This is a genomic window from Plantactinospora sp. DSM 117369, assembly GCF_053764795.1.
Map to the genome: position 1 here is coordinate 1,474,045 of NZ_CM132446.1, position 20,522 is coordinate 1,494,566.

Here is a 20,522-nt window from a genome sequence, read left to right on the forward strand (position 1 = left end):
GCGTGGCCGGCGGAAACCGCTTCCGGTACGGCTCCTGGCGCGGCGGCCCCGACCCGCTCGCCCCGCCCTACGACGTACGGGCAGCAGTGGATTCGGTCGGCGCCGAGGTGCTGGCCGGCGGCAGCCTGCGCGAGGCGCTACGCAACCTGCTCCGGCGCGGCCCGCAGGGCCGGGGCGGCCTGGACGACCTGGTCGCCCGGGCCCGGCGGATGCGCCGGGACGCGCTGCGCCGGGGTGACCTGGACGGCGCGGTGACCCGGGCCCGGGCCCTGCTCGACCAGGCGCTCGCCGCCGAGCGCGACGAGCTGCGCGGCCGGGACGACGACAACGCCCGGTTCGCCGAGGCGGTGCTGGACAACCTGCCCTCGTCGACCGCCCGGGCGGTGGAGGAGCTTTCCGGCTACGAGTGGGCCAGCGACGAGGCCCGGGCCGCCTACCAGCAGATTCTCGACGGGCTGCGCCGGGATGTGCTGGAGCAGCGGTTCAGCGGGCTCCGGGACGCGATGCGCGGTGCCGCGAATCCGGCGGCGCAGCGGCAGCTCTCCGAGATGCTGCGCGACCTCAACGACCTGCTGGCCCGGCACGACCGGGGCGAGGACACCACCGACGCGTTCGCCGAGTTCATGCGGCGGCACGGCGAGTTCTTCCCGGAGAACCCGGAGACGGTGGACGAGCTGGTCGACGCGCTGGCCCGGCGGGCCGCCGCCGGGGAACGGCTGATGCGCTCGCTCTCGCCGGCCCAGCGCGAGGAGCTGTCCCGGCTGATGGAGTCCTCGCTCGGCCCGGAGTTGGCCGGGCAACTCTCCGCGCTGGACGCCAACCTGCGCTCGCTCCGCCCCGACCTGGCCTGGGACCGCCGGGAGCGGGTCCGGGGCGACCAGCCGCTCGGCTACGGCGAGGCGGCCGGGGCGCTCGGCGAGATCGCCGACCTGGACGACCTGCTGGACCAGCTCGGCCAGGAGCATCCGGGGGCGACCCTGGACGACATCGACGTGGAGTCGGTGCAGCGCAATCTGGGCCGGGACGCCGCCGACGACGTACGCCGGCTACGCGAACTGGAGCGGGAGCTGCGCCGGCAGGGCTGGGTGACCCGGGGCGCCGAGGGGCTGACCCTGAGCCCGAAGGCCCTGCGCCGGCTCGGCGGTACGGCGCTGCGCCGGATCTTCGCCGAGTTGCGCAGTGGCCGGCAGGGGCAGCACGACCTGCGCTCGGCCGGTGCCGCCGGTGAGGTGACCGGCGCGTCCCGCCCCTGGGAGTACGGCGACGAGCAGCCGCTCGACGTGGTGCGTACGCTCGGCCGGGCAGTCCGGCGCGGCGGTGCCGGGGTGCCGGTGGCGCTGGCGGTCGAGGACTTCGAGGTGGTGGAGACCGAGCGGCGCGCCTCGGCGGCGGTGGCGCTCTGCGTCGACCTCTCCTTCTCGATGATCTCGGAGGGTCGCTGGGGGCCGATGAAGCAGACCGCGCTGGCGCTGTCGCACCTGGTCGCCACCAGGTTCCCGCAGGACGCGTTGCAGATCATCGGCTTCGGCCGGGAGGCGATGCCGCTGACCCAGCAGGAGCTGGCCGGGGTGGAGCCGGACATGGTGCAGGGCACCAACCTGCAACACGCGCTGATGCTGGCCGGCCGGCACCTGCGCCGGCACTCCGGTTCCGAGCCGGTGGTGCTGGTGGTCACCGACGGCGAGCCGACCGCGCACCTGGATCCGGAACTCGGCGGCGGGGTGTTCAACTGGCCGTCGTTGCCGGAGACCATCCAGTTGACGGTCGCCGAGGTGGACAAGCTGACCCGGTACGGCGCCACGATGAACCTGTTCATGCTGGGCGAGGATCCCGGGCTGCGCCGGTTCGTCGACGCGGTGGCGCGGCGCTGCGGCGGCCGGGTCTTCACCCCGGACCTGGAGGACCTCGGCGAGTACGTGGTCTCCGACTACCTGCGCGCCCGCCGTGGCCGGAGCTGACCCGTCGGAGATCGGCCGGCGTCAGAGGTCGATGCAGGGGGTGGTCACCGTGTCGCTGCCGCCGGTCCAGACATCGCCGTCGAGCCGGACCTCCAGCCCCGTGATCTTGGCTTTGAGGTAGAAGGAGCCCGAATAGCTGTCGACGACGTTGAGGGTGGCGCTGAGCCTGCTCCCCTGCCGTTCGGTGAGTCCGGTGTCTGTCTGGTCGACGAGCCCGCCATCGCACTTGTACGTCTCGACCACCAACCGACCCTTGAAGCTCGTGCTGTCGTGGTAGTCCTGGATGTTCCCCAGGTAGACGCCGCCGTTGCCGTTGGCCGCCCATCCGTTCCGACCCTTGATGCAGCCGTCGAGATCGATCTCCGGCCCAGGTCCTGACCCGGACTTGCGGGTCATCCGGATCCCGACCGATTGACAGACGAGTTCTGGGTCGTCCTGACTCTTCCGTGCCGCCGGGGCGGGTGCACCCGGTGCGTTCCCCCCGCCGGGCGCGGCGCCACCGCCGGGATTGCCGGCGGTGGATCGGGGCCGGGTGGTGGTCGCCCCCGTTCGTGGCGACCCTCCGGGACTCCCGGACGCGCCGGCCCCCGGAGATGTGCTGACCGTTGGGCTGGGCTGACCGGACACGGCCGGCCCGCCGGCCACGTCCGCCACTCCGAGGGAGCTGGTGTTTCGGCCGTCCGCCGAGAACTGGCCGTCACCGTCCGGCTCCCTGAAGAACCGGTCCCAGCCCACCACCAGCCCGGAGACGGCGAGGGTGATCACGACGACGACGGCGGCCGCCACCAGCCAGACCGGGTGACGGCGGGTGGTCGGCGGCTCGACGTCGGAGGCCGGCGCGGACGTCAGCGGTGTCGGACCCGCCGGAACCACTGCCCGCATCACCACGGTAGGCGCCTCGCTCGGCGTCGGTGCCGGACCGGCCGGCTGGCCCGGAATGCCGGCGCCGACTCGCGGTCCGTCGCGCTGTCCCGGTTCGGCGCCGCCGCCGGATGCCCCGCCGCTCCCGCCGTTGCCACTGTTGTCCGCGCCCACGCTGGCGCCGATGGCGTTGCCGGCGACGATGCTGGTGCCGGCGGCGATCGCGCTGCCCGTGCCGACGCTGGTGCCGGCGCCGATCCCGTGGCTCGCGGCGCCGCCGTCGCGGGTGGCGAGCAGGCTGCCCTCCGCCACTACCAGCTCGGGCTGTTCGAGCACGGTCGGCGCGATCCCGAAGACGCGGTGCAGTTGGGTTGCCACGATCGGCATCCGGCTCGCTCCGCCGACCAGGATCAGCCCGGCGAGCTGGTCGAAGCCGACTCCCGCGTCCAGCAGCGCACTGCGGGCTGCGGCGACGGACCGGTCCACCACCGGCCGGGCGAGCTGCTCGAACTGCTCGCGCCCGAGCGGCGCGTCCTGATCCAGCAGCGGTACGTGGACCAGCGCCGAAGCGGTCCGGGACAGCGACTCCTTGGCCGCCCGTACGCCGTCCCAGAGCTGTCGGTGGTGCCGGCGCTCGGCCGGCGTACGCGGATCCCGGAGCCGCTGCCAGTTCGCCGGGTGGCGTTCGCCGTGCACCGCGCCGAGGTGCGCGACGACGGCCGCGTCCACGTCGACTCCGCCGGTGTCGGCGAGACCCTCGGTGGCGACCACCGTGAACCCGTCGGCGGTGCGGCGTACCACGGACGCGTCGAAGGTGCCGGCCCCGAAGTCGTATACCAGGAGGTGACCGCCGATCGGCACCCGGGTGCCGAGCAGGCCCGTGAAGTGGAACGCCGCCGCCAGCGGTTCGGGGACCAGGCGCGGCTCGGGTAGCCCGACCCGGAGCGCCGCGTCGCGCAGTACGCCGCGACGGCGTGCCGCCCAGGCGGCCGGACAGGTCAGCACCACCTCGGCGGCGGCCCGGCCGGCGACCCGGTACGCCTCGGCCGCGACCCGGTGCAGTACGGCGGCTATCGCGTCGCCGACCGGGATCTCGGTGTCGCCGAGCAGCAGCGTCCCGTCGTCGATGCGCCGCTTCGGGTATGGCTCGAAGCGGTCGGGATAGGACAGTGCGGCGTTGACCGCGTCCCGCCCGACGAGCAGGGCATCGGAGGCGTCCAGGCAGACCGCCGACGGCAGCAGCGGTGCGCCGTCGAAGAGCAGCGGTCTGAGCCGGCCGTCCGGCCAGGCGAGTACGGCGACCGTGTTCGATGTACCGAAGTCGATGCCCAGCCGGAATCGTCCGACATCGGCATTCAGCTCGGGCCTCAATCAAATCCCCCCGTGGACCACCCTGTCCGCTGCCATTCGGGCGCCGAGTTTACGACAACCGCCGCGAACCCAGGTCCGACGCGCGCGGCCCGCCCTAGACTTGGCCAGGTGGAGACGGCCGAGCTGCGCCGGGCGTACGCGGACCTGCTCGCCGAGGTCGACGGGGGCTCGTTCGGGCCACCGCCGCCGGGGGAGTTGACCGTCGAGGAGGTGCTGGTGCACCTCGCCGCCAACGACGAGTTGCTGACCGAGGCGACCGAAGCGGTGCTGGCCGGCTCCCCGTGGGCGTACTACGACGGGCAGTCGACGCTGCGCCCGCAGGTGGACGCGATGCTGCCGCGCGACGGCGGGCTGCCCGAGCTGGCCGCCCGGCTGCGCTCCACCAGCGAGCGGCTCTGCGCGCTGGTGGACCGGCTGGGGCCGGAGGCGGAGACGCCGGTCGACTCGCATCTGCGGGAGGGCTTCGAGCTGCACATCGAGGAGTCCCTGCCGTGGGGGCGGATGCTCGACATCCACGGCCGGATCCACCTGCCGGCGCACCTCGAACAGGTGCGCGCCATGCGTACCGACGGCCGGTAGTTGCGCGTGGGAGCGTTCCCACACTTCGGGACGTCGTGATCTAGCGATCGTTCGCAGCATTACCTTCCTGTTAACCGATGGGAGTGAATATGTTGCGACGTCAATCCGTCGGGCGCCTCTGCCTGGTCGGCGCGGCCGCCCTGATCGCCCCGCTCGTCGCGTTCGGCACGCCACCCGCCGCCGGACAGCCCGCCCCGGACCGGGCGGCGGCGGCTGCCGTGCCACCCCTGGACCAGCTCACCGTCAGCACCACTCAGCTCGCCTTCGGCCTTCAGCGGCCGACCGCGATCTTCGCCCCCGACGACGGCAGCGACCGGCTGCTGATCGCCGAGAAGCAGGGGACGATCCGGGTCTACCACCCGGACACCGGGCTGGCGACGGACCCGCTGCTCGACATCAGGGACCGGGTCGACACCTCCGGCAACGAGCGCGGACTGCTCGGCCTGGTCACCACGCCGGACTTCGGGCAGACCCGGACCCTGTACGTCGCCTACACCGCACTGCCCGAGGGCACGGTCACGCTCTCCCGGTTCACCCTCGACGCGGCCGACCAGACGCCGATCCCGGCGGACGGGGAGCAGGTGATCCTGACCCAGGCCCACGCCGAGTTCTCCAACCACAACGGCGGGCACGTCGCCTTCGGCCCGGACGGCTACCTCTACTGGAGCATCGGCGACGGCGGCGGTTCGGACGACGTACTCAACTCGGGGCAGAACCTGAACACCCTGCTCGGCAAGATCCTCCGGCTCGACGTGAACCGCTCCTGCGACGGGCGGCCGTACTGCGTACCGGCGGACAACCCGTTCGTGGGCACCGCGAACGCCCGGCCGGAGATCTGGACGTACGGGCTGCGCAACCCGTGGAAGTTCTCGCACGACCTCGGCGGGGACGGCTCGCTCTGGATCGCCGACGTCGGGCAGGGCACCTTCGAGGAGATCGACCACCTGGGCGCGGACCAGGCCGGTGCCAACCTCGGCTGGTCCTGCCGGGAGGGGCCGCAGGTCTTCAACCCCGACCGCTGCCAGGCCGGCGCCGAGTACGTCGAGCCGATCTACTCGTACCGCACCTCGACCGACGGCTGCGCGGTGATCGGCGGGTACGTCTACCGGGGCGAGGAGTACGCCGAGATCGCCACCGGCACCTACCTGGCCACCGACTACTGCTCCGGTACGGCGTTCGTGGTGCGGCCCCCGGCCAACCCCGGTGGGGCGTACCAGACCCGGGCGCTGACCGAGCTGACCATCCAGCCGACCAGCCTCGGCCAGGACGCCAACGGCGAGCTGTACCTGGTGAACGACCTGCCGGGCCAGCTGCACAAGATCGAGTTCGGCACCACCGCCCCGCCGGCCGCCTGCCGGATCAGCTACCGGGTCGACCAGCAGTGGGGGACCGGCTTCAACGCGACCGTGACGGTCACCAACACCGGCACCGAGCCGGTCAGCGGCTGGACGGTGGGCTGGACCTTCCCCGCCGCGCAGCGCGCCGGCACCTTCTGGAACGCCGCCGGCAGCCAGTCCGGCGCGGTGGTGACCGCCCGGAACGTCAACTGGAACGGGAACATCGCGCCGGGCGGCACGGTCCAGTTCAGCTTCCTCGCCTCGAACACCGGCCCGAACCCGGCACCGACCGCCTTCACCCTCAACGGCAACACCTGCACCTGACGCCGCGAGCCGATCCGTCCACAACGCTGAAATCCGCCGAGGGGCCCCGCCGCACCAGCGGGGCCCCTTCGCTACGCCTGGGCCGGGTCGACGCCGACGGCCCGGGGCGCCCGGAAGGTACGCCGGTAGGCGGTCGGCGGCACCCCGATCCGCTGGTGGAGCTGTTGCCGCAGCGCGGCGGCGGTGCCGAAGCCGGACCGCCGGGCCACCTGGTCGACGCCGAGATCGGTGGTCTCCAGCAGCAGCCGGGCATGCTCGGTGCGCTGCCGCAGCAGCCACTGCGCCGGGCTGAGGCCGGTCTCCTCGCGGAACCGCCGGGTGAAGGTCCGGACGCTCATGCTGGCGTGCGCGGCCATCTGCGGCAGGGTCAGCGGCTCGTGCAGCCGGTGCTGGATCCAGTCCCTGGTCCGGCCGGTGCCGGTCTCCGCCGCGTCCGGCAGCGGTCGTTCGATGTACTGCGCCTGCCCGCCGTCCCGCCAGGAGGGCACCACGCAGCGCCGGGCGGACCGGTTGGCGACCCCGCTGCCGTGGTCGGTCCGGATGACGTGCAGGCACAGGTCGAGGCCGGCGGCCACCCCGGCCGAGGTGAGCAGGTCGCCGTCGTCCACGAAGAGCACCTCGGGATCGAGCCGGACCCGCGGGTGGAACCGGCGGAACCGGTTGGCGTACGCCCAGTGGGTGGTGGCGACCCGGTCGTCCAGCAGTCCGGCGGCGGCGAGGACGAACGCCCCGGTGCAGATCGACATGATCCGTACGCCCCGGTCGTGCGCCTCGCGTAGCGCCGCGCGAATCTCCGGGTCGACGGTGCCGTCGGTCAGCGGCGGGCCGTCGTGGATGCCGGGCAGCACGATGGTGTCGGCGTCGGCCAGGATCTCCAGCCCGTGGTCGGGCAGCACCTGGAACCCGGCGGTGCTGCGTACCGGCCGGCCGCCGGAGGTGCAGGTGGTGACGGTGTAGAGGGGCTCCTCGTCAGTGTCCCGGGCGGTGCCGAAGACCTGGGCCGGGGTGCCGAGGTCCAGTCCCACCACCGAGTCCAGGGCGAGCACCACGATCCGGTGCGGCCGGGGCGGTGCCGATGTCGACCGGCGGCCGGTGCGGCCCTGACCCGACGTGCCCATGCCCGGGCGTGCGTCCGAGGAGTTCTCCGGCGGCGTACCCGCCGGCGTGATGATGGTCACCCGCTGCTCCGCTCTCCCGTCGTGTTGGCCCAATTCTTGCGCATCATGGCTTTCCGGCCACTCGTCCGGGGGTCCCGCCGGCCCGCAGACTCGTCGGGTGAGCTCCCGCCGCCTGCACCCCGCCTGGGTGGTCGCCGCCGTCGCCTTCGTCGCGCTGGTCGGCGCCGCCGGGTTCCGGGCCACCCCATCCGTCCTGCTGCATCCGCTGCACGCGGAGTTCGGCTGGCCGCTGGCCACCATCTCGGCCGCGGTCTCGGTCAACCTGCTGCTGTTCGGGCTGACCGCACCGTTCGCCGCCGCCCTGATGGACCGGTTCGGCATCCGGCGGGTGGTGGCGGCCGCGCTGACGCTGGTCGCCGCCGGCAGCGGGCTGACCGTGTTCATGCGGACCAGCGCGGAGCTGATCCTCTGCTGGGGCGTACTGGTCGGGCTGGGTACCGGGTCGATGGCGCTCGCCTTCGTGGCCACGGTGGCCGGGCGGTGGTTCGTCAAGCGCCGGGGACTGGTCACCGGGGTACTCACCGCCGGTGGCGCCGCCGGGCAACTCGTCTTCCTGCCGCTGCTGGCGAACCTGGTCGAGGCGTACGGCTGGCGGACCGCCGCGCTGGTGGTGGCCGGCTCGGCGCTGGCCGTCGTACCCCTGGTGGGGTGGCTGCTCCGGGACCACCCGGCGGATCTCGGGCTGCCGCCCTACGGTGCGACCGAGGTCGTGCCGGCGCCGGTCCGGACCGGCGGGGCGGCCTCCCGGGCGCTCCGGGCGCTGCGCACCGCGGCCCGGACCCCGGCGTTCTGGCTGCTCGCCGGCGGCTTCGCGATCTGCGGCGCCTCGACGAACGGCCTGGTCGGTACGCACTTCATCCCGGCCGCACACGACCACGGGATGACCGAGACCGCCGCCGCCGGCCTGCTTGCCCTGGTCGGGCTCTTCGACATCGCCGGCACCATCGCGTCGGGCTGGCTGACCGACCGGTTCGACAGCCGGGTGCTGCTCGCCGGCTACTACGCGCTGCGCGGGCTGTCGCTGCTGGTGCTGCCGAGCCTGTTCAGCGGCTCGACCGAGCCGAGCATGCTGGTATTCGTGATCTTCTACGGGCTGGACTGGGTGGCCACCGTGCCGCCGACGGTGGCGCTGTGCCGGGAGTACTTCGGGGCCAGCGCTGCCGTGGTGTTCGGCTGGGTCTTCGCCGCTCACCAGGTCGGGGCGGCGGTGGCGGCCACCGGCGCCGGGCTGATCCGGGACCAGCTCGGCAGCTACACCCTGGCCTGGTACGCCGCCGGGGCGCTCTGCGCCGCCGCCGCGGCCTTCTCGATCCTGCTGCGCCGCCGCCCGGGCCAGCCCGGCGAGCCGGACGCGCCCGCCGCCCCCGCCACTTCGCTGGCCGGACGATCCGGGGCACCGGTGTCAGCAGGCTGACGGGACAGTGTCGGTAACCCGACAGGAGATTACTCATGGTTACGACACCATTACTCTATGAATGCTGGTGTGCTCACCCTGGTGGTTTCCGGGCCGGTCCCCGGTAGCGCGCGCGGCGACGCCGAATCCGCCTCCGCGCTGGCTCGGGAGCTGCACACCCGGACGATCCTGCACGTCGTCCGGCCCGGTGTCGACGATCCGACGGTCCCGCCCGACCCCGACACGCCGCCCGACCCGCACGCACCGCCCGAACTCGGCGGAGTGCCCGGTCGCGGCGACCTGTCCGACCTCGGCGGGTTCGGCGGCACCGGCGCGTTCGCCCGCAAGGGCGGTGCCGCCGGATCACTGGCCGAGCTCGTGGTCACCGGCCTCTTCTCGGCCAGCACCGTCGCGGCGCTGGCCCAGGTCGCGGTCGCCTTCCTCGAACGCGGCGCCGCCCGGCGGATCACCCTGCGGGACGGCCGGCGCACCCTGACGATCAGCGCGCCCAGCGAGGACACCGAGCAGATGGTGGTCGAGTGGCTCGGCGTGCCGCCGACACAGAGCGGCCCCGGCCCCGGTGCGGATTAACCCGCCGGCCGGCCGTTACGCGCTGCTGGTCGCGGTCGGCGAGTACGACGACCCGTCGCTGGACCAGCTCCGGGCTCCCGAGCAGGACGTGGAACGGCTGGCGGCGGTGCTGGAGGACCCGTCGGTGGGCAACTTCACCGTGCGCACCCTGCAGGACGCCTCCGACCAGGAGGTACGCCGGGAGATCGAGGACCTGCTCACCGACCGGGTCAACGACGACCTGGTGCTGCTCTACTTCTCCTGCCACGGCATCGTCGACCCGTTCCACCGGCTCTACTTCGCCGCCGCCAACACCGTGCGGACCCGACCGGCCAGCACCGCCATCTCCCGCTCCTTCGTCAACGAGCAACTGGAGGCGTGCCGGGCCGCCGCCAAGGTCCTGGTGCTGGACTGCTGTTTCGCCGGTGCGTTCGCCGAGGGCTTCAAGGGCGCGCCGCAGGGTGCGCTGGAAGGCCAGGTCGGCCGGGGGTACGTGGTGATCAGCGCCTGCGACAGCTACGAGTACGCCTTCGAGTCCGACGGCCTGGTCGAGTCCGCGCCCCGTGGCTCGATCTTCACCGACGTGCTGCTGGAGGGGCTGGCCACCGGCGGTGCCGACCTGGACGGCGACGGCCGGGTCGGCGTCGACGAGCTGTTCCGGTACGTCCACGACGGGGTGGTCCGCCGCCGGCCGGACCAGAAGCCGAAGTGGAGCGCGTACAACGCCGAGCCGCACATCTATCTGGCCACCGTCCCGCCGACGGCCAACCTGCCCGGGACCGGCGAGGGCCGGCCGGGCGGGGTGGTCAAGGAGACCGTCGCGGCAGTGCCCCGGCCCAGCAACTTCAACCGGCACCAGGCGATCGTCGCCCGCGGCTTCCGGGCCGGCGCCGATCTGGTACGGCGTACCTTCGGGCCGCTCGGCCGGCGGGTACTGGTCGAGGACGCCTCCGGGGCCTACCACGAGCTGGCCGACGCGGCGAGCGTGGTACGGCTGTTCACCGCGTACGACACCCGGGACGCGATCGGCGCCAGCTATGTCCGGGAACTGGTGGAGGGGGTACGGCACCGGGTCGGCGACGGCGCCACCACCACCGTGGTACTGGCCCAGGCCATGCTGGACGGTGCCTCGGCGGCGTTGCGGGCCGGCGCCAACCCGGTGGCGCTGTGCCGGGGGATCGAGTCGGCCGCCCTGGCGGTCCTCGCCGAACTCGGCGACCTGACGGTGCCGGTGGAGACGAAGGAGCAGCTCAGGATGGTCTCCACGATCGCCTCCGGCGACGAGGTGATCGGCGACCTGCTGGCCACCGCGATGGAGCGGGTCGGCAAGGACGGCGTGGTGATCGTCGAGGAGAGCAACCTCTTCGGGCTCGAACTCGAACTCACCAGGGGGACGAGGGTGCCGGCCGGGCACGTCTCGCCGTACTTCGTGACCGACCCCGAGGAGGCCGAGGCCGTGCTGGACGATCCGTCGATCCTCATCGTCGACCAGCGGCTCTCCGCCGTACCGGAGTTACAGCCGCTGCTGGACGAGGTCGGCCGGTCCGGGCGGCCGCTGGCGGTCTTCGCCCGGGACGTCCGGGACGCCGCCCTGACCGCGCTGATCGTCGGCAAGATGCGGCACACCCTCAACTCGGTCGCGGTCCGGCTGCCCTGGCCGGACGAGGAGCGCTGCACCGTGATGGCGGACCTGGCGCTGCTCACCGGGGCGCAGGTGGTCGGCGACGCCGAGGGCGGGCTCGCCGCCGCCACCGCGCAGGTGCTGGGTGGTGCCCGAAAGGTGATCACCACTCGCCGGGACACCACGCTGGTGGACGGGGCCGGCGATCCGGACCTGGCCCGGCGCCGGGTGCAGGAGCTGCGGGCCGAGTTGGCGCGGCAGGCGGCCGGGCAGGACCGGGAACTGCTGCGGGAGCGGCTGGCCCGGCTGGGCGGCGGGGTGGCGGTGATCCGGGTCGGCGAGTCGACCGAGGGGCAGCTCAAGAAGCGCAAGCGGCAGATCGACGACGCGGTACGCAACGCCAAGGCGGCCGTCGAGTGGGGACTCGTCCCCGGCGGCGGGGCGGCCCTGCTGACCGTCGCCGGTCGGATCGGGCCCCGGCTGCCGCCCGGCGGTGACGAGGCGCTCGGCTACGCGGTGGTGGTCGACGCGCTGGTCGCGCCGTACGAGGAGTTGATGCGCAACGCGGGGCGGGACCCGGAGGCCGGACCGGCCGACCTGTGCCGCCGTGGTCCGGGGGTCACCTTCGACGTGGTGGCCGGGACGTACGTCACCGCGCTGGACGCCGGCATCGTGGACGCCGCCGCGACGCTGCGCCAGGCGGTCACCGCCGCGGCCGGGGTGGTGACCCGCTACCTGATGATCGGCTGACCGCGTCCGGGGCCGGTGGGGGATTCGGCCGGCGGGTGGAGCGGGAGTTGGCGGGTGGCCGGCGCAGGGCTTGCCCTGCGCCGGCCCCAGCCCATGCTGCTACGTGGTGCCGCCGACGTGCAGCAGGTCAGCGATCCGTTCGGCGACCGGTCCCGCCTCCAGGTGCAGCCACGACACGTTCAACCGGTCGTCGCCGAGCACGGCGAGCAACACCTGGTCGCTCACCCCGTACACCGTGAAGTAGCCCTGGTGGCTGTGGACCGTCAGTTCGCGCAGCGGACCCTGTTGGAGCGTCAGGCCGCACTGCCGACCGAGCCCGAAGGTGGTCGCCGCGAGCGCGGCGAGGTCGAGCGGCTCGGGGCCGGCGGTGAGGTCGTGCACGAGGAGTCGCCCGTCGATGCCGGCGAGCACGGCACCGCGTACTCCGGGCACCCGGTCCCGGAGCACACCCAACTCGGCGTGTACGGCCGACTGGCCGGACCGGGGCTGGCCGGCGGCGCCGGGACCCGGTTGGTCGAAGGCGCTCTCGGGCAGGGCCTCCTCGCCGCCGCTGTCCAGCCGGGCCCCTGGAGAACGCCGGGGCAGCGGGCTGTCGAACAGGTCCCCTCTGGCGTCCTGGAACTGCGTCACGGTCATCACCGCTCCTCGACCTGGCGCGCGTGGCGCGGGGCGGATGCGAGGTCAACCTGGGGGCAGGCCGGAGCAGCATGACGGATGGCTTCCTTGCCCGCGCGGGAACTCAGCGGCCGGATCAGCTGGTGCTTCGCCACTGACAGCGCCTCCATTCTTGGTGTGAACGTCACTGCCCGTAGTGCCGTCACCGCTGGACGGCGAATGTGGGCGGCGGCCGGTCTGACGCGCGAGTTGCTCCTCGGGGGAGAGTGGCATGCCGTGGTGCAAGTTGCATCTCGCGAGACAGGTATTTGTCTGTGCAGCTAACTTACTGTTGACCCGTCCGCGAGGGAACAGGGCGATACGACCGATGTTGCGCGGCATGGGCGGTCGTTCTACGCATCACATCACTGCGCACAGTGACCAAAACGGAGTGTGATTGCACGTGGCGTCTGCAAACCGCAAATGCACGTGCGCTTCCCAGGTCATCACGGGACGCGAGTGGACGGCATCGAGGTGCTGTGTCAGAGTGCAAGGGAAGACATTTACGAATACAACTGTCTGATGCGCTGATGCGGGGAGAAGCGCGGTGCTGCCCATCACCGCCCTACGTGGAACGGGTGAGCGACGTTGATACCCCTCGGGGCGGGGTCGCTGCTCGAATACCGGGTGACCGACGCGATGTGGGTCTGTGCCGGGGTCGTACGCGTCGCCCGGTCCTTCTTCTGCCTGACCGATCCCGATCCGCCGCCACGCTGGCACTGGCAGGCCAACGCCCGGGACAACGGCCTGGTGGGAGTGACCGAGGGAGCCATGCTGGTGCGTACCGGCTGCGGCGGCGGCTGGGTCAACCTCACCGTCGAGCTGCACGCCGAACGGCCGGCGGCGGAGACGGCCGGCTGGGACGACGCGGTCGAGATCTCGTACCGGACCGAGGTCGGCCAGTCGCACGTCCGGTCGGCGCGCGGCGGCGGTACCGACTTTCCCCGGGTCAGCTTCCGTGGCGCGGGCAGCTACCGGATCCGGGTGCACGCCCGGGGGCGGCATTTCTGCGTCGGCCGGCCCGTCGCCGGCCGGGTGGAGGACTACCTGTTGCAGGTCTGGCCGGCCCCGGTGGGGCGTACCGAGATTCTCCGGGCGGCCGGCGGATGACGGGCCGCCCGGTGCGGGACCGGCTCCGGGGGACGCCCGTGCGCGGTGCCGGGCCGTCGTCGGTGGTTTCGGGCTAAGCGGACGGATTGTCCGACATCGGGACCCGGGGTGACGACATGCTTCGCTGGTCGGTCCGCCGCGCGACCCGACGCCGGCGGGCCGCCCTCCGCCGACGTGGCGGCGGGCCGGTGGAGGTCGGTCACCGGCGCGACGTCGTCGGTGGCCGACCCGGACAGGCCCCGGGGCGGGCGCCCGCAGTACGGCCGTCACCTTCCCCCGTAGTTGACGGCCGGCCCAGCCCGCCCCGGTGCCGACCCTCCGGCACCTAATCGGTCCGGCTTCGGCAGCCGCCGGCGGGGCCCGGACGATAACCGGGAGGTCAAGGTTTGGTTATTGAGGATATCCAGCAGGTCTCTCCGTGCTATACCGTGACCGGGTGAGAGTCGAGCGGCACTGGTGGAACGGCGATCGGGGTCCGCGCTCACGGCGCGACGTCTACATTCGTACGGATGGGCAGCGATGGGAAGTCGAGGCCCAGGTCGGGGGCGCCCAAGGGCGCTCGAAGGTGCAACAGTGCCCCGGTGAGGCGTCCGCGCGCATCCTCGCGGATGCCTGGCTAGGTGGGCGCCCGGGCTGGCGAGAGATGGTGCTCTGAGCCGACCGCCGTCCGGGCTGGTCGCGCGTAGCTGTCTCGCGGCTCGATAGTCTTCCGCAAAGATCCGAGAGGCGGGCCACGCCGAGGGTGAAAGTCACCCGTCGGCGCGGAGTTGCGCGTCCACCCGGGCGGCGCGGGGTTCCGTTACCGGAACCGGTCGCGGTGGCCAAGGCACTTTCCGCAATCTGCCAAAGGAATTGCACCCCGGTTACCTCCCTCGGTTGCGTCAAGTTACCATCTAAGCACTCATGGTGATCAATGTCTTGACGACGATCAGCGGGGTGAGGGTTCGTGGCGCGGGACCTTGACGGGCGATCGGGCGGAACGGTGCGGCGGATCGGGGATCTCGACCGCAGCCTGCTGCTGCACTGCCGGACCAGCCAGGTCACCCAGGCGGCCGAGGTGGCCGACCGGTGCGGCGGCGGCCTGGTCGTCACCGCCGACCGGGGCAACCTGCGCGGCTGCCTGGGCCGGGCCCGGCACCTGCGGGAGGTCGACCACTACCGCCGGCCGGTGCTGCTCGACGCGGCCCGGTACGCCGGAGACGGCCGGCTGCCCGCAGCCGCCCCGTTCGACCCGCGGTGGATCGACTGCCAGCGGGACCTCGGGCTGCCGGTGCTGACCGACTCGGGTTACCTGGACCGGGACGACACCGCCGGCCTGGCCGGGATCCTCGAACGGGCCGCCCGGCTCGGTGACGCCATCGCGCTGCTGCCGATGCACCCGTGCTGGCTCGCCGACCGGATCGCCCGACAGACCCTGGTCCGCTACGTGGCGGCGGTCGGCGTACCGGTGGCGGTGGTGGTGGAGGAGTCGGCGAACCCGTTCACCCCGGCCAGTACGGTGCGGGGGCTGCTCCAGTTGCTCGGCTGCGGCGTACCGGTGCTGGTGCTCCGGGCCGACCTGCCGGTGCTCGGAGTGCTCTGCTCCGGGGCGACCGCGGTGGCGATCGGCACCGAACCCGCGCTGCGCCGGCTCGATCCGCGCCGGCCCGCCGGATCCCGGCCACCGGTCGGGGTACCCCGACCGTCGGCGGTGGTCCGGCAATGCCTGTCGTACGCCCCGCTGCCCGAAATCGAGGCCACCATGCGCCGGTACCCGGACAACGGGATGTGGCACTGCGACTGCGCGACCTGTGCCGGCCGGGGCCTGGGCTGGCTGCTCGACCGGCCGGACGGCGAACGGAGCCGAACCGCGTTCCGGCACTCCGTCGACGTTCTGCTCGACCTGCGCGCGGAGTTGACCGGGCCGTCCGGGCAGCTCGGCGAGTGGAGCTGGCGGGCCCGCTGCGCCGCCGCCGCGTCCCGGCGGCGCGAGGTCGGCTGGGACCTGCTGCCGATGCTGGAACACTGGCAGCAGGCGGTCGGCGCCCCGCCGGGCACCTCCCGGCTGCCCGCCCCGACCCGCCGGGCCGGCGGGTCGAGCCGGTTCTCCCGGGCGACGACCCCCCGATCGGCGGCCTGACCGGCGGGCAGGATCAGGCCAGCGCCATCCGGGCCCAGCGGCTCGGGCTGAGCGTGAGCACCCGGAACGGGCAGTGCCGGTCGGTGAGCAGGGTGTACGCCTCGATCGCCCGCTCGGCCGCGTCCTGGGCCTGCTCGGCCGGGCTCATGCCTCGGCCCCGGTTGCGGAACAGCGCGCCGTAGAAGGCGGAGCAGAAGACGCCGCTCTCGTGCCAGCCGATCTGTGCCGAGGTGCCGATGTAGGTGACCTCGTCCTGGAGGCAGTCCCGGACCGCCTTCTGCCAGGCGCCGGTGCCGGTCCGGCAGCCGTCCGCGAGGATCGCGTGCGCCGAGATGCCCCGGCCCCGGGCGGCCGCCTCCTCGCCCAGCGCCTCCAGCGAGATCTTCGTCCGGCCGTCGCTGCTGGCGAAGGTGGGGGTACTGCTGTGGTCGCCGTGCGCCATCACGTGCAGTACGTCGCAGGAGGCGGTGAAGGCGGTCAGCACCGTGTCCGGGTCGCGGGAGCGGACGAAGTCGATGTCGACGATCGGCTGCTGGTGCTCGGCGTTGATGTTCTGCAACGTGGACTGGACGAACGTCATCGCCGCGTCGAACGACGAGTCGAGCCCGATGTCGAGCAGACTCACCCGCTTCGCCCTCATCGCCATGGCGAACCTCCCCCGGATTCGATCAACCACGCTACCCCTGCCCCGCCAACCCCGATGGCCCGGCGAGCGGCCCTTCTGGACCCGACGCCTGTCGGTACGGGGACGCGGGGCCGACCCGCCGGATGGGCCGGGTCAGTCGACCAGGGCCGCGTAGACGAGCTGGCGCAGCTCAGCACGGAGCGGATGGGTGCTGGAGGGGACGAGCTGGGTGAAGAGCAGCGCGGTCACCTCGTCGACCGGGTCGACCCAGAACGCCGTACTCGCCATGCCGCCCCAGTAGAACTCGCCCGCGTTGCTCGGGGTGCGGCTCGGCACCGGATCGAGTACCACCGCGAAGCCGAGCCCGAACCCGATCCCGTCGAAGGTGGTTTCCGCGAACCCGCCGGTCGAGAGCCGTCCCAGGTCCTGCCCCTCCGGGAGGTGATTGCGGGTCATGAACCGGACCGTCCGCGGACCGAGCAGGCGTACCCCGTCCAGCTCTCCGCCGCGCAGCAGGAACTGGGTGAACCGGTGGTAGTCGGCCGCCGTGGAGAGCAGGCCGCCACCGCCGGAGAGCAGGGCCGGCTTCGTACGCGCCAGCGCGCCGACCTCGTCGTACCGGACCGCCTGGCCGGTCGTCGGGTGCGCGGCGTAGCAGGCGGCCAGCCGGTCCGCGTCGGCGCCCTCGGCCCACCAGCCGGTGTCGGTCATGCCGAGCGGGCGGAGGATGCGTTCGGTGAAGAAGACGTCCAGCGACTGGCCGGAAACCACCTCGACCAGCCGGCCGAGCACGTCGGTGGCGACCGAGTAGCCCCAGGCGGCGCCGGGCTGGAAGAGCAGCGGCAGCCGGGCCAGGCCCTCGGTGGCGGTGGCCAGGTCGAAGTGCGACGGGGGGTAGAGGTCGTACCCGGCGGCCCGGTACAGCCCGTCGACCACCGAGGTCTGTAGGAAGCCGTAGGTCAGCCCGGCGGTGTGGGTGAGCAGGTGCCAGACGCGGATCGGCTCGACCGCCGGCACCGTGTACGGCTTGAGCGCCGACCCCCGGTCGTAGACCCGGACGTCGGCGAACTCCGGCAGCCAGCGGCTGATCTCGTCGGTGAGCTGGAGCCGGCCCTCCTCCCAGAGCATCATCGCGGCGACCGAGGTGACCGGCTTGGTCATCGAGTAGATCCGCCAGAGGGTGTCGGACTCGACCGGCAGCCCCGCCTCCCGGTCCCGCATCCCGTAGGTCGAGGAATGGGCGATCTCGCCCCGCCTGGTCACCACGATCTGCCAACCGGCCAACTGCCCCGCGTCGACGTACCGGGCGAAGTGGTCGTCGACGCGGGCCAGCCTCGCCGGGTCGAAGCCGACCTGGTCAGGGTCGACGCTGCGCTGGAGGCTCATTCGCGGAACCATACTGCCGGCTCGGAAAGGGCGGCAACGACCTCCGGGTGTCGGTCACGGCACACCCCGGCCCCCGGCCGGCACGGTCGGCCACCTGGTCAGCCGGGCTCCGCCGGCCGACCGACCGATCCGTCCCCGGGTTGTCCGGGTGGTCGGGTCCGGCGCCAGTACTGCCGCTTGCCCTCGTCCCGGACCACCACGCCGAGCGGGACCAGTTCGCTCCGCAACTCGGCCACGTCCGCCTTGTCACCCTTGTCCAGCGCCCGTTGCCGGGCCTTGAGCAGCGAGTTCGCCCCGGGAGGCAGCTCCGGGCCGCCGTCGGTCCAGCGCCGGAAGTCCGTCCGGTACGGGTCGCCGTCGGCGTGCCAGCGGTAGCCGTACGCCTCGAAGGCGGCCCGGAGCCGGTCGGCCGGCAGGTCCGACGGCTCCCGGGCCAGCTCCTCGGCGGCGGGCCCGAGCAGGACGAGCCGCTTGCCGTCCCGGAACGCCCCGGTGATCTCGTCCCGGCGGATCCGCCGGGTGGCGGTGCCCCGCACCAGGGTCACCCCGTCGGCGGCGACGGTGACCGTCAACCGCTCGGCGGCGGCGATCCCGGCCAGGAGCAGCCCGCCCAGCGTGCCGAGGACCAGGGCCCCACCGGTGGCCCACGGCTCGTCGACCGCGTCGATCAGCATGAACGGGCCGCGCATCGGGATCCAACGCAGCGACGCCAGCCAGCCCGCCGAGAACTGCACCAGCCAGAGCAGGGCGGCGCCGAGCGGCGGGCAGAGGATCCAGACCAGGGCCACCCGGCCGGCCGGCTCGGCCACCACCGTCGGCTCGCCGGGCGCCGCCGCCGGGATACGGCCCGGGGCGGGGGCGCGGTACGGCGTCCGGGTGCGGTCCGGCGGGGTCGCGTCGGCGGTCATCTCAGGACACCTCCCGGCGTACCGTCCGGATCAGCCCGCCGACCAGCGGCACCAGCACCCAGACCGCGACCGAGACACCGAGCCGGGCCCACTGGCCGCCGTCGAGGTGCCCCGGGTTCGGCGGCTCGACCAGCGCGGCCGTGGTGAGCCCGGTGTCCAGCCACTCGGCGGCACCGCGCAGCCGCTCGATCATCCCGCCGAGGGTGGACCAGGCGATCGGCAGCACCAGGGAGAGCACGATCGCCAGCGGGGTGCTCTGGAGCAGCAGGCCGAACGCGATGCCGAGGAGCACGTTGACCACCTGGAAGACCGCCGCACCGGCGAACGCCCACCCGTCGGTGGACCAGGAACCGCCGTCGCCGGCCAGCCCGGCGAGCACGGTGCCGACCGCCGCCGTCGCCAGGCTGGCCGCCACGGAGATCAGCGCCGCGACCACCCCGGCGCCGAGCTTGGCGGCCACCACCCGGTGCCGCTGCGGCACCAGCGCGAAGGTGGTCAGCACGGTGCGCTGGGAGAACTCGCTGGTGACCAGCAGGATGCCGAGGATCGGCAGCAGGATGCCGACCGGGATCTGGGACAACGCGAAGAAGTTCTCGAATCGCTGGTCGGGGTCGGGCGCGGTGAAGAGCAGCACGGCCACGATGATCGCCGCGACCAGGCCGATGGTGATCAACAACCAGTAGCCGGCCCGGGTGTCGGCGAGTTTGCGCAGCTCGACCAGGGTCAGCCGGAGCAGCGTCGGCCGGCCGGCGCCGTCCGGGCGGTGCGCGCCGGAGCCACGGTCGGCCCCGGTGCGCGGCGACGTGTCGGTACTCGAAGTGGCGTCGATGGTCATTGCACGGCCTCCCGGACGGAGTCGCCAGCGGTCAGGGTCAGGAAGATCTGCTCCAGGCCGGCGCTCTCCGCCGGCCGGAGTTCCAGCAGCGCCACGCCGGCGTCGGCGGCGGCCTGCCCGACGGCGCCGGGGTCGGCCCCGACCAGCAGGCCGCCGTCGGTGCTGGACCGCACCGGCAGCCCGGCCCGGTCCAGGGCGCCGCGCAGCGCCTCCGGGTCGCGGGACCGGACCAGCGCGCCCGCGCCGGCCAGCAACTCGTCCTTGCTGCCCTGCGCGACCACTCGGCCGGCACCGATCACCACCAGCCGGTCGGCCACCGCCTCGACCTCGCGGAGCAGGTGCGAGGAGAGCAGCACCGTGCCGCCCCGGTCGGCGAAGTCGCGCAGCAGGCCGCGCATCCAGAAGATCCCCTCCGGGTCGAGGCCGTTCGCCGGCTCGTCCAGGATCAGCACCCGGGGGTCGCCGAGCAGTGCCTGCGCCAGGCCGAGCCGCTGGCGCATCCCCAGCGAGTACGCCCGGACCCGTCGCCGGGCCGCGACCGCGTTCAACCCGACCTGGTCAAGGCACTCGTCGACCCGGCGCCGGGAGACCCCGATGGTGCGGGCCGAGAGCATCAACGTCTCCCGCCCGGACCGGCCCGGGTGCTGCGCACCGGCGTCGAGCAGCAGCCCGACCCGCCGGCCCGGGTTCGGCAACCGGCGGTAGTCGACCGACTCGACCGTGGCGGTGCCGGCGGTCGGCGGGGTGAAACCGCAGATCATCCGCATGGTGGTGGACTTGCCGGCCCCGTTCGGGCCGAGGAAACCGGTCACGGTGCCCGGTTCGCAGCGGAACGAGACGTCGTCGACCGCGGTGTGCCGGCCGTACCGTTTCGTCAGGTGTTCGACGGCAATCATGCGGTCGAGCCTGCCGGGGCCGGCCGGTCGGGCGCTGCGGCCCGGAG

At 73.3% G+C, this 20,522-nt stretch carries 16 protein-coding genes; 8 read left to right on the forward strand and 8 right to left on the reverse strand.

The window, feature by feature from the left end; all coding sequences use genetic code 11:
- Positions 1-2 precede the first annotated feature (2 nt).
- On the forward strand, positions 3-1,958 hold the full coding sequence (locus ACSMXO_RS06745) for a hypothetical protein (protein ID WP_455417069.1): 1,956 nt from the start codon (positions 3-5) through the stop codon (positions 1,956-1,958).
- Positions 1,959-1,979: 21 nt separating this feature from the next.
- Here the strand turns inward: ACSMXO_RS06745 and ACSMXO_RS06750 are convergent, their stop codons facing one another.
- A complete protein-coding gene (locus ACSMXO_RS06750; RefSeq protein ID WP_455417070.1) occupies positions 1,980-4,190 on the reverse strand; it encodes an Hsp70 family protein in 2,211 nt (736 codons plus the stop codon).
- A gap of 108 nt (positions 4,191-4,298) precedes the next feature.
- Between ACSMXO_RS06750 and ACSMXO_RS06755 the strand changes: the two genes are divergently transcribed.
- A complete protein-coding gene (locus tag ACSMXO_RS06755; RefSeq protein ID WP_346259472.1) occupies positions 4,299-4,769 on the forward strand; it encodes a hypothetical protein in 471 nt (156 codons plus the stop codon).
- A gap of 89 nt (positions 4,770-4,858) precedes the next feature.
- Positions 4,859-6,430, forward strand: a complete 1,572-nt coding sequence (locus tag ACSMXO_RS06760; RefSeq protein WP_455417071.1) for a PQQ-dependent sugar dehydrogenase — start codon at positions 4,859-4,861, stop codon at positions 6,428-6,430.
- Between the two features lie 71 nt (positions 6,431-6,501).
- On the opposite strand, the gene ACSMXO_RS06765 is transcribed toward ACSMXO_RS06760, so the two are convergent.
- A complete protein-coding gene (locus ACSMXO_RS06765) occupies positions 6,502-7,548 on the reverse strand; it encodes a GlxA family transcriptional regulator (RefSeq protein WP_455419186.1) in 1,047 nt (348 codons plus the stop codon).
- Positions 7,549-7,705: 157 nt separating this feature from the next.
- Here ACSMXO_RS06765 and ACSMXO_RS06770 point away from each other — a divergent pair, with 157 nt between their 5' ends.
- The 3 genes from ACSMXO_RS06770 to groEL are packed head-to-tail and all read left to right on the forward strand — an operon-like array spanning position 7,706 to position 11,942.
- Complete coding sequence (locus ACSMXO_RS06770; RefSeq protein ID WP_455417072.1) at positions 7,706-9,022, forward strand: MFS transporter; 1,317 nt, start codon at positions 7,706-7,708, stop codon at positions 9,020-9,022.
- 57 nt (positions 9,023-9,079) lie between these two features.
- On the forward strand, positions 9,080-9,592 hold the full coding sequence (locus ACSMXO_RS06775) for a hypothetical protein (protein ID WP_346259469.1): 513 nt from the start codon (positions 9,080-9,082) through the stop codon (positions 9,590-9,592).
- Positions 9,582-11,942 (forward strand): chaperonin GroEL, encoded by a 2,361-nt coding sequence (gene groEL, locus ACSMXO_RS06780; protein WP_455417073.1) that lies wholly within the window; start codon positions 9,582-9,584, stop codon positions 11,940-11,942. Before ACSMXO_RS06775 ends, groEL begins: the two co-directional genes overlap by 11 nt.
- A gap of 99 nt (positions 11,943-12,041) precedes the next feature.
- On the opposite strand, the gene ACSMXO_RS06785 is transcribed toward groEL, so the two are convergent.
- Entirely contained in the window at positions 12,042-12,578 is a 537-nt protein-coding gene (locus tag ACSMXO_RS06785) for a roadblock/LC7 domain-containing protein (protein ID WP_346259467.1), read from the reverse strand.
- Between the two features lie 606 nt (positions 12,579-13,184).
- Between ACSMXO_RS06785 and ACSMXO_RS06790 the strand changes: the two genes are divergently transcribed.
- Together ACSMXO_RS06790 and ACSMXO_RS06795 are read left to right on the forward strand one after the other, a co-directional pair.
- Positions 13,185-13,706 carry a hypothetical protein gene (locus ACSMXO_RS06790; protein WP_346259466.1) on the forward strand — a complete coding sequence of 174 codons (522 nt, stop codon included), beginning with the start codon at positions 13,185-13,187 and terminating at the stop codon, positions 13,704-13,706.
- A gap of 946 nt (positions 13,707-14,652) precedes the next feature.
- A complete protein-coding gene (locus tag ACSMXO_RS06795) occupies positions 14,653-15,825 on the forward strand; it encodes a hypothetical protein (RefSeq protein ID WP_455417074.1) in 1,173 nt (390 codons plus the stop codon).
- A 13-nt stretch (positions 15,826-15,838) separates the two neighbouring features.
- Here ACSMXO_RS06795 and ACSMXO_RS06800 read toward each other — a convergent pair whose 3' ends face one another.
- The 5 genes from ACSMXO_RS06800 to ACSMXO_RS06820 form a co-directional block, all read right to left on the reverse strand.
- Positions 15,839-16,471, reverse strand: a complete 633-nt coding sequence (locus tag ACSMXO_RS06800) for a hypothetical protein (protein ID WP_346259464.1) — start codon at positions 16,469-16,471, stop codon at positions 15,839-15,841.
- Positions 16,472-16,603: 132 nt separating this feature from the next.
- On the reverse strand, positions 16,604-17,836 hold the full coding sequence (locus tag ACSMXO_RS06805) for a serine hydrolase domain-containing protein (protein ID WP_346259463.1): 1,233 nt from the start codon (positions 17,834-17,836) through the stop codon (positions 16,604-16,606).
- Positions 17,837-17,934: 98 nt separating this feature from the next.
- A complete protein-coding gene (locus tag ACSMXO_RS06810) occupies positions 17,935-18,744 on the reverse strand; it encodes a YqeB family protein (protein WP_455417075.1) in 810 nt (269 codons plus the stop codon).
- A gap of 1 nt (position 18,745) precedes the next feature.
- On the reverse strand, positions 18,746-19,579 hold the full coding sequence (locus ACSMXO_RS06815; protein ID WP_455417076.1) for an ABC transporter permease: 834 nt from the start codon (positions 19,577-19,579) through the stop codon (positions 18,746-18,748).
- Positions 19,576-20,475 carry an ABC transporter ATP-binding protein gene (locus tag ACSMXO_RS06820; protein ID WP_455417077.1) on the reverse strand — a complete coding sequence of 300 codons (900 nt, stop codon included), beginning with the start codon at positions 20,473-20,475 and terminating at the stop codon, positions 19,576-19,578. Before ACSMXO_RS06820 ends, ACSMXO_RS06815 begins: the two co-directional genes overlap by 4 nt.
- Positions 20,476-20,522: the final 47 nt, after the last annotated feature.

Coding starts and splice junctions, on each gene's coding strand:
- ACSMXO_RS06805 (WP_346259463.1), bottom strand. CDS start 17,836: ATGAGCCTCCAGCGCAGCGTCGACCCTGACCAGGTCGGCTTCGACCCG.
- ACSMXO_RS06810 (WP_455417075.1), bottom strand. CDS start 18,744: ATGACCGCCGACGCGACCCCGCCGGACCGCACCCGGACGCCGTACCGC.
- ACSMXO_RS06775 (WP_346259469.1), top strand. CDS start 9,080: ATGAATGCTGGTGTGCTCACCCTGGTGGTTTCCGGGCCGGTCCCCGGT.
- ACSMXO_RS06820 (WP_455417077.1), bottom strand. CDS start 20,475: ATGATTGCCGTCGAACACCTGACGAAACGGTACGGCCGGCACACCGCG.
- ACSMXO_RS06765 (WP_455419186.1), bottom strand. CDS start 7,548: ATGGGCACGTCGGGTCAGGGCCGCACCGGCCGCCGGTCGACATCGGCA.
- ACSMXO_RS06800 (WP_346259464.1), bottom strand. CDS start 16,471: ATGGCGATGAGGGCGAAGCGGGTGAGTCTGCTCGACATCGGGCTCGAC.
- ACSMXO_RS06785 (WP_346259467.1), bottom strand. CDS start 12,578: ATGACCGTGACGCAGTTCCAGGACGCCAGAGGGGACCTGTTCGACAGC.
- ACSMXO_RS06815 (WP_455417076.1), bottom strand. CDS start 19,579: ATGACCATCGACGCCACTTCGAGTACCGACACGTCGCCGCGCACCGGG.
- ACSMXO_RS06760 (WP_455417071.1), top strand. CDS start 4,859: ATGTTGCGACGTCAATCCGTCGGGCGCCTCTGCCTGGTCGGCGCGGCC.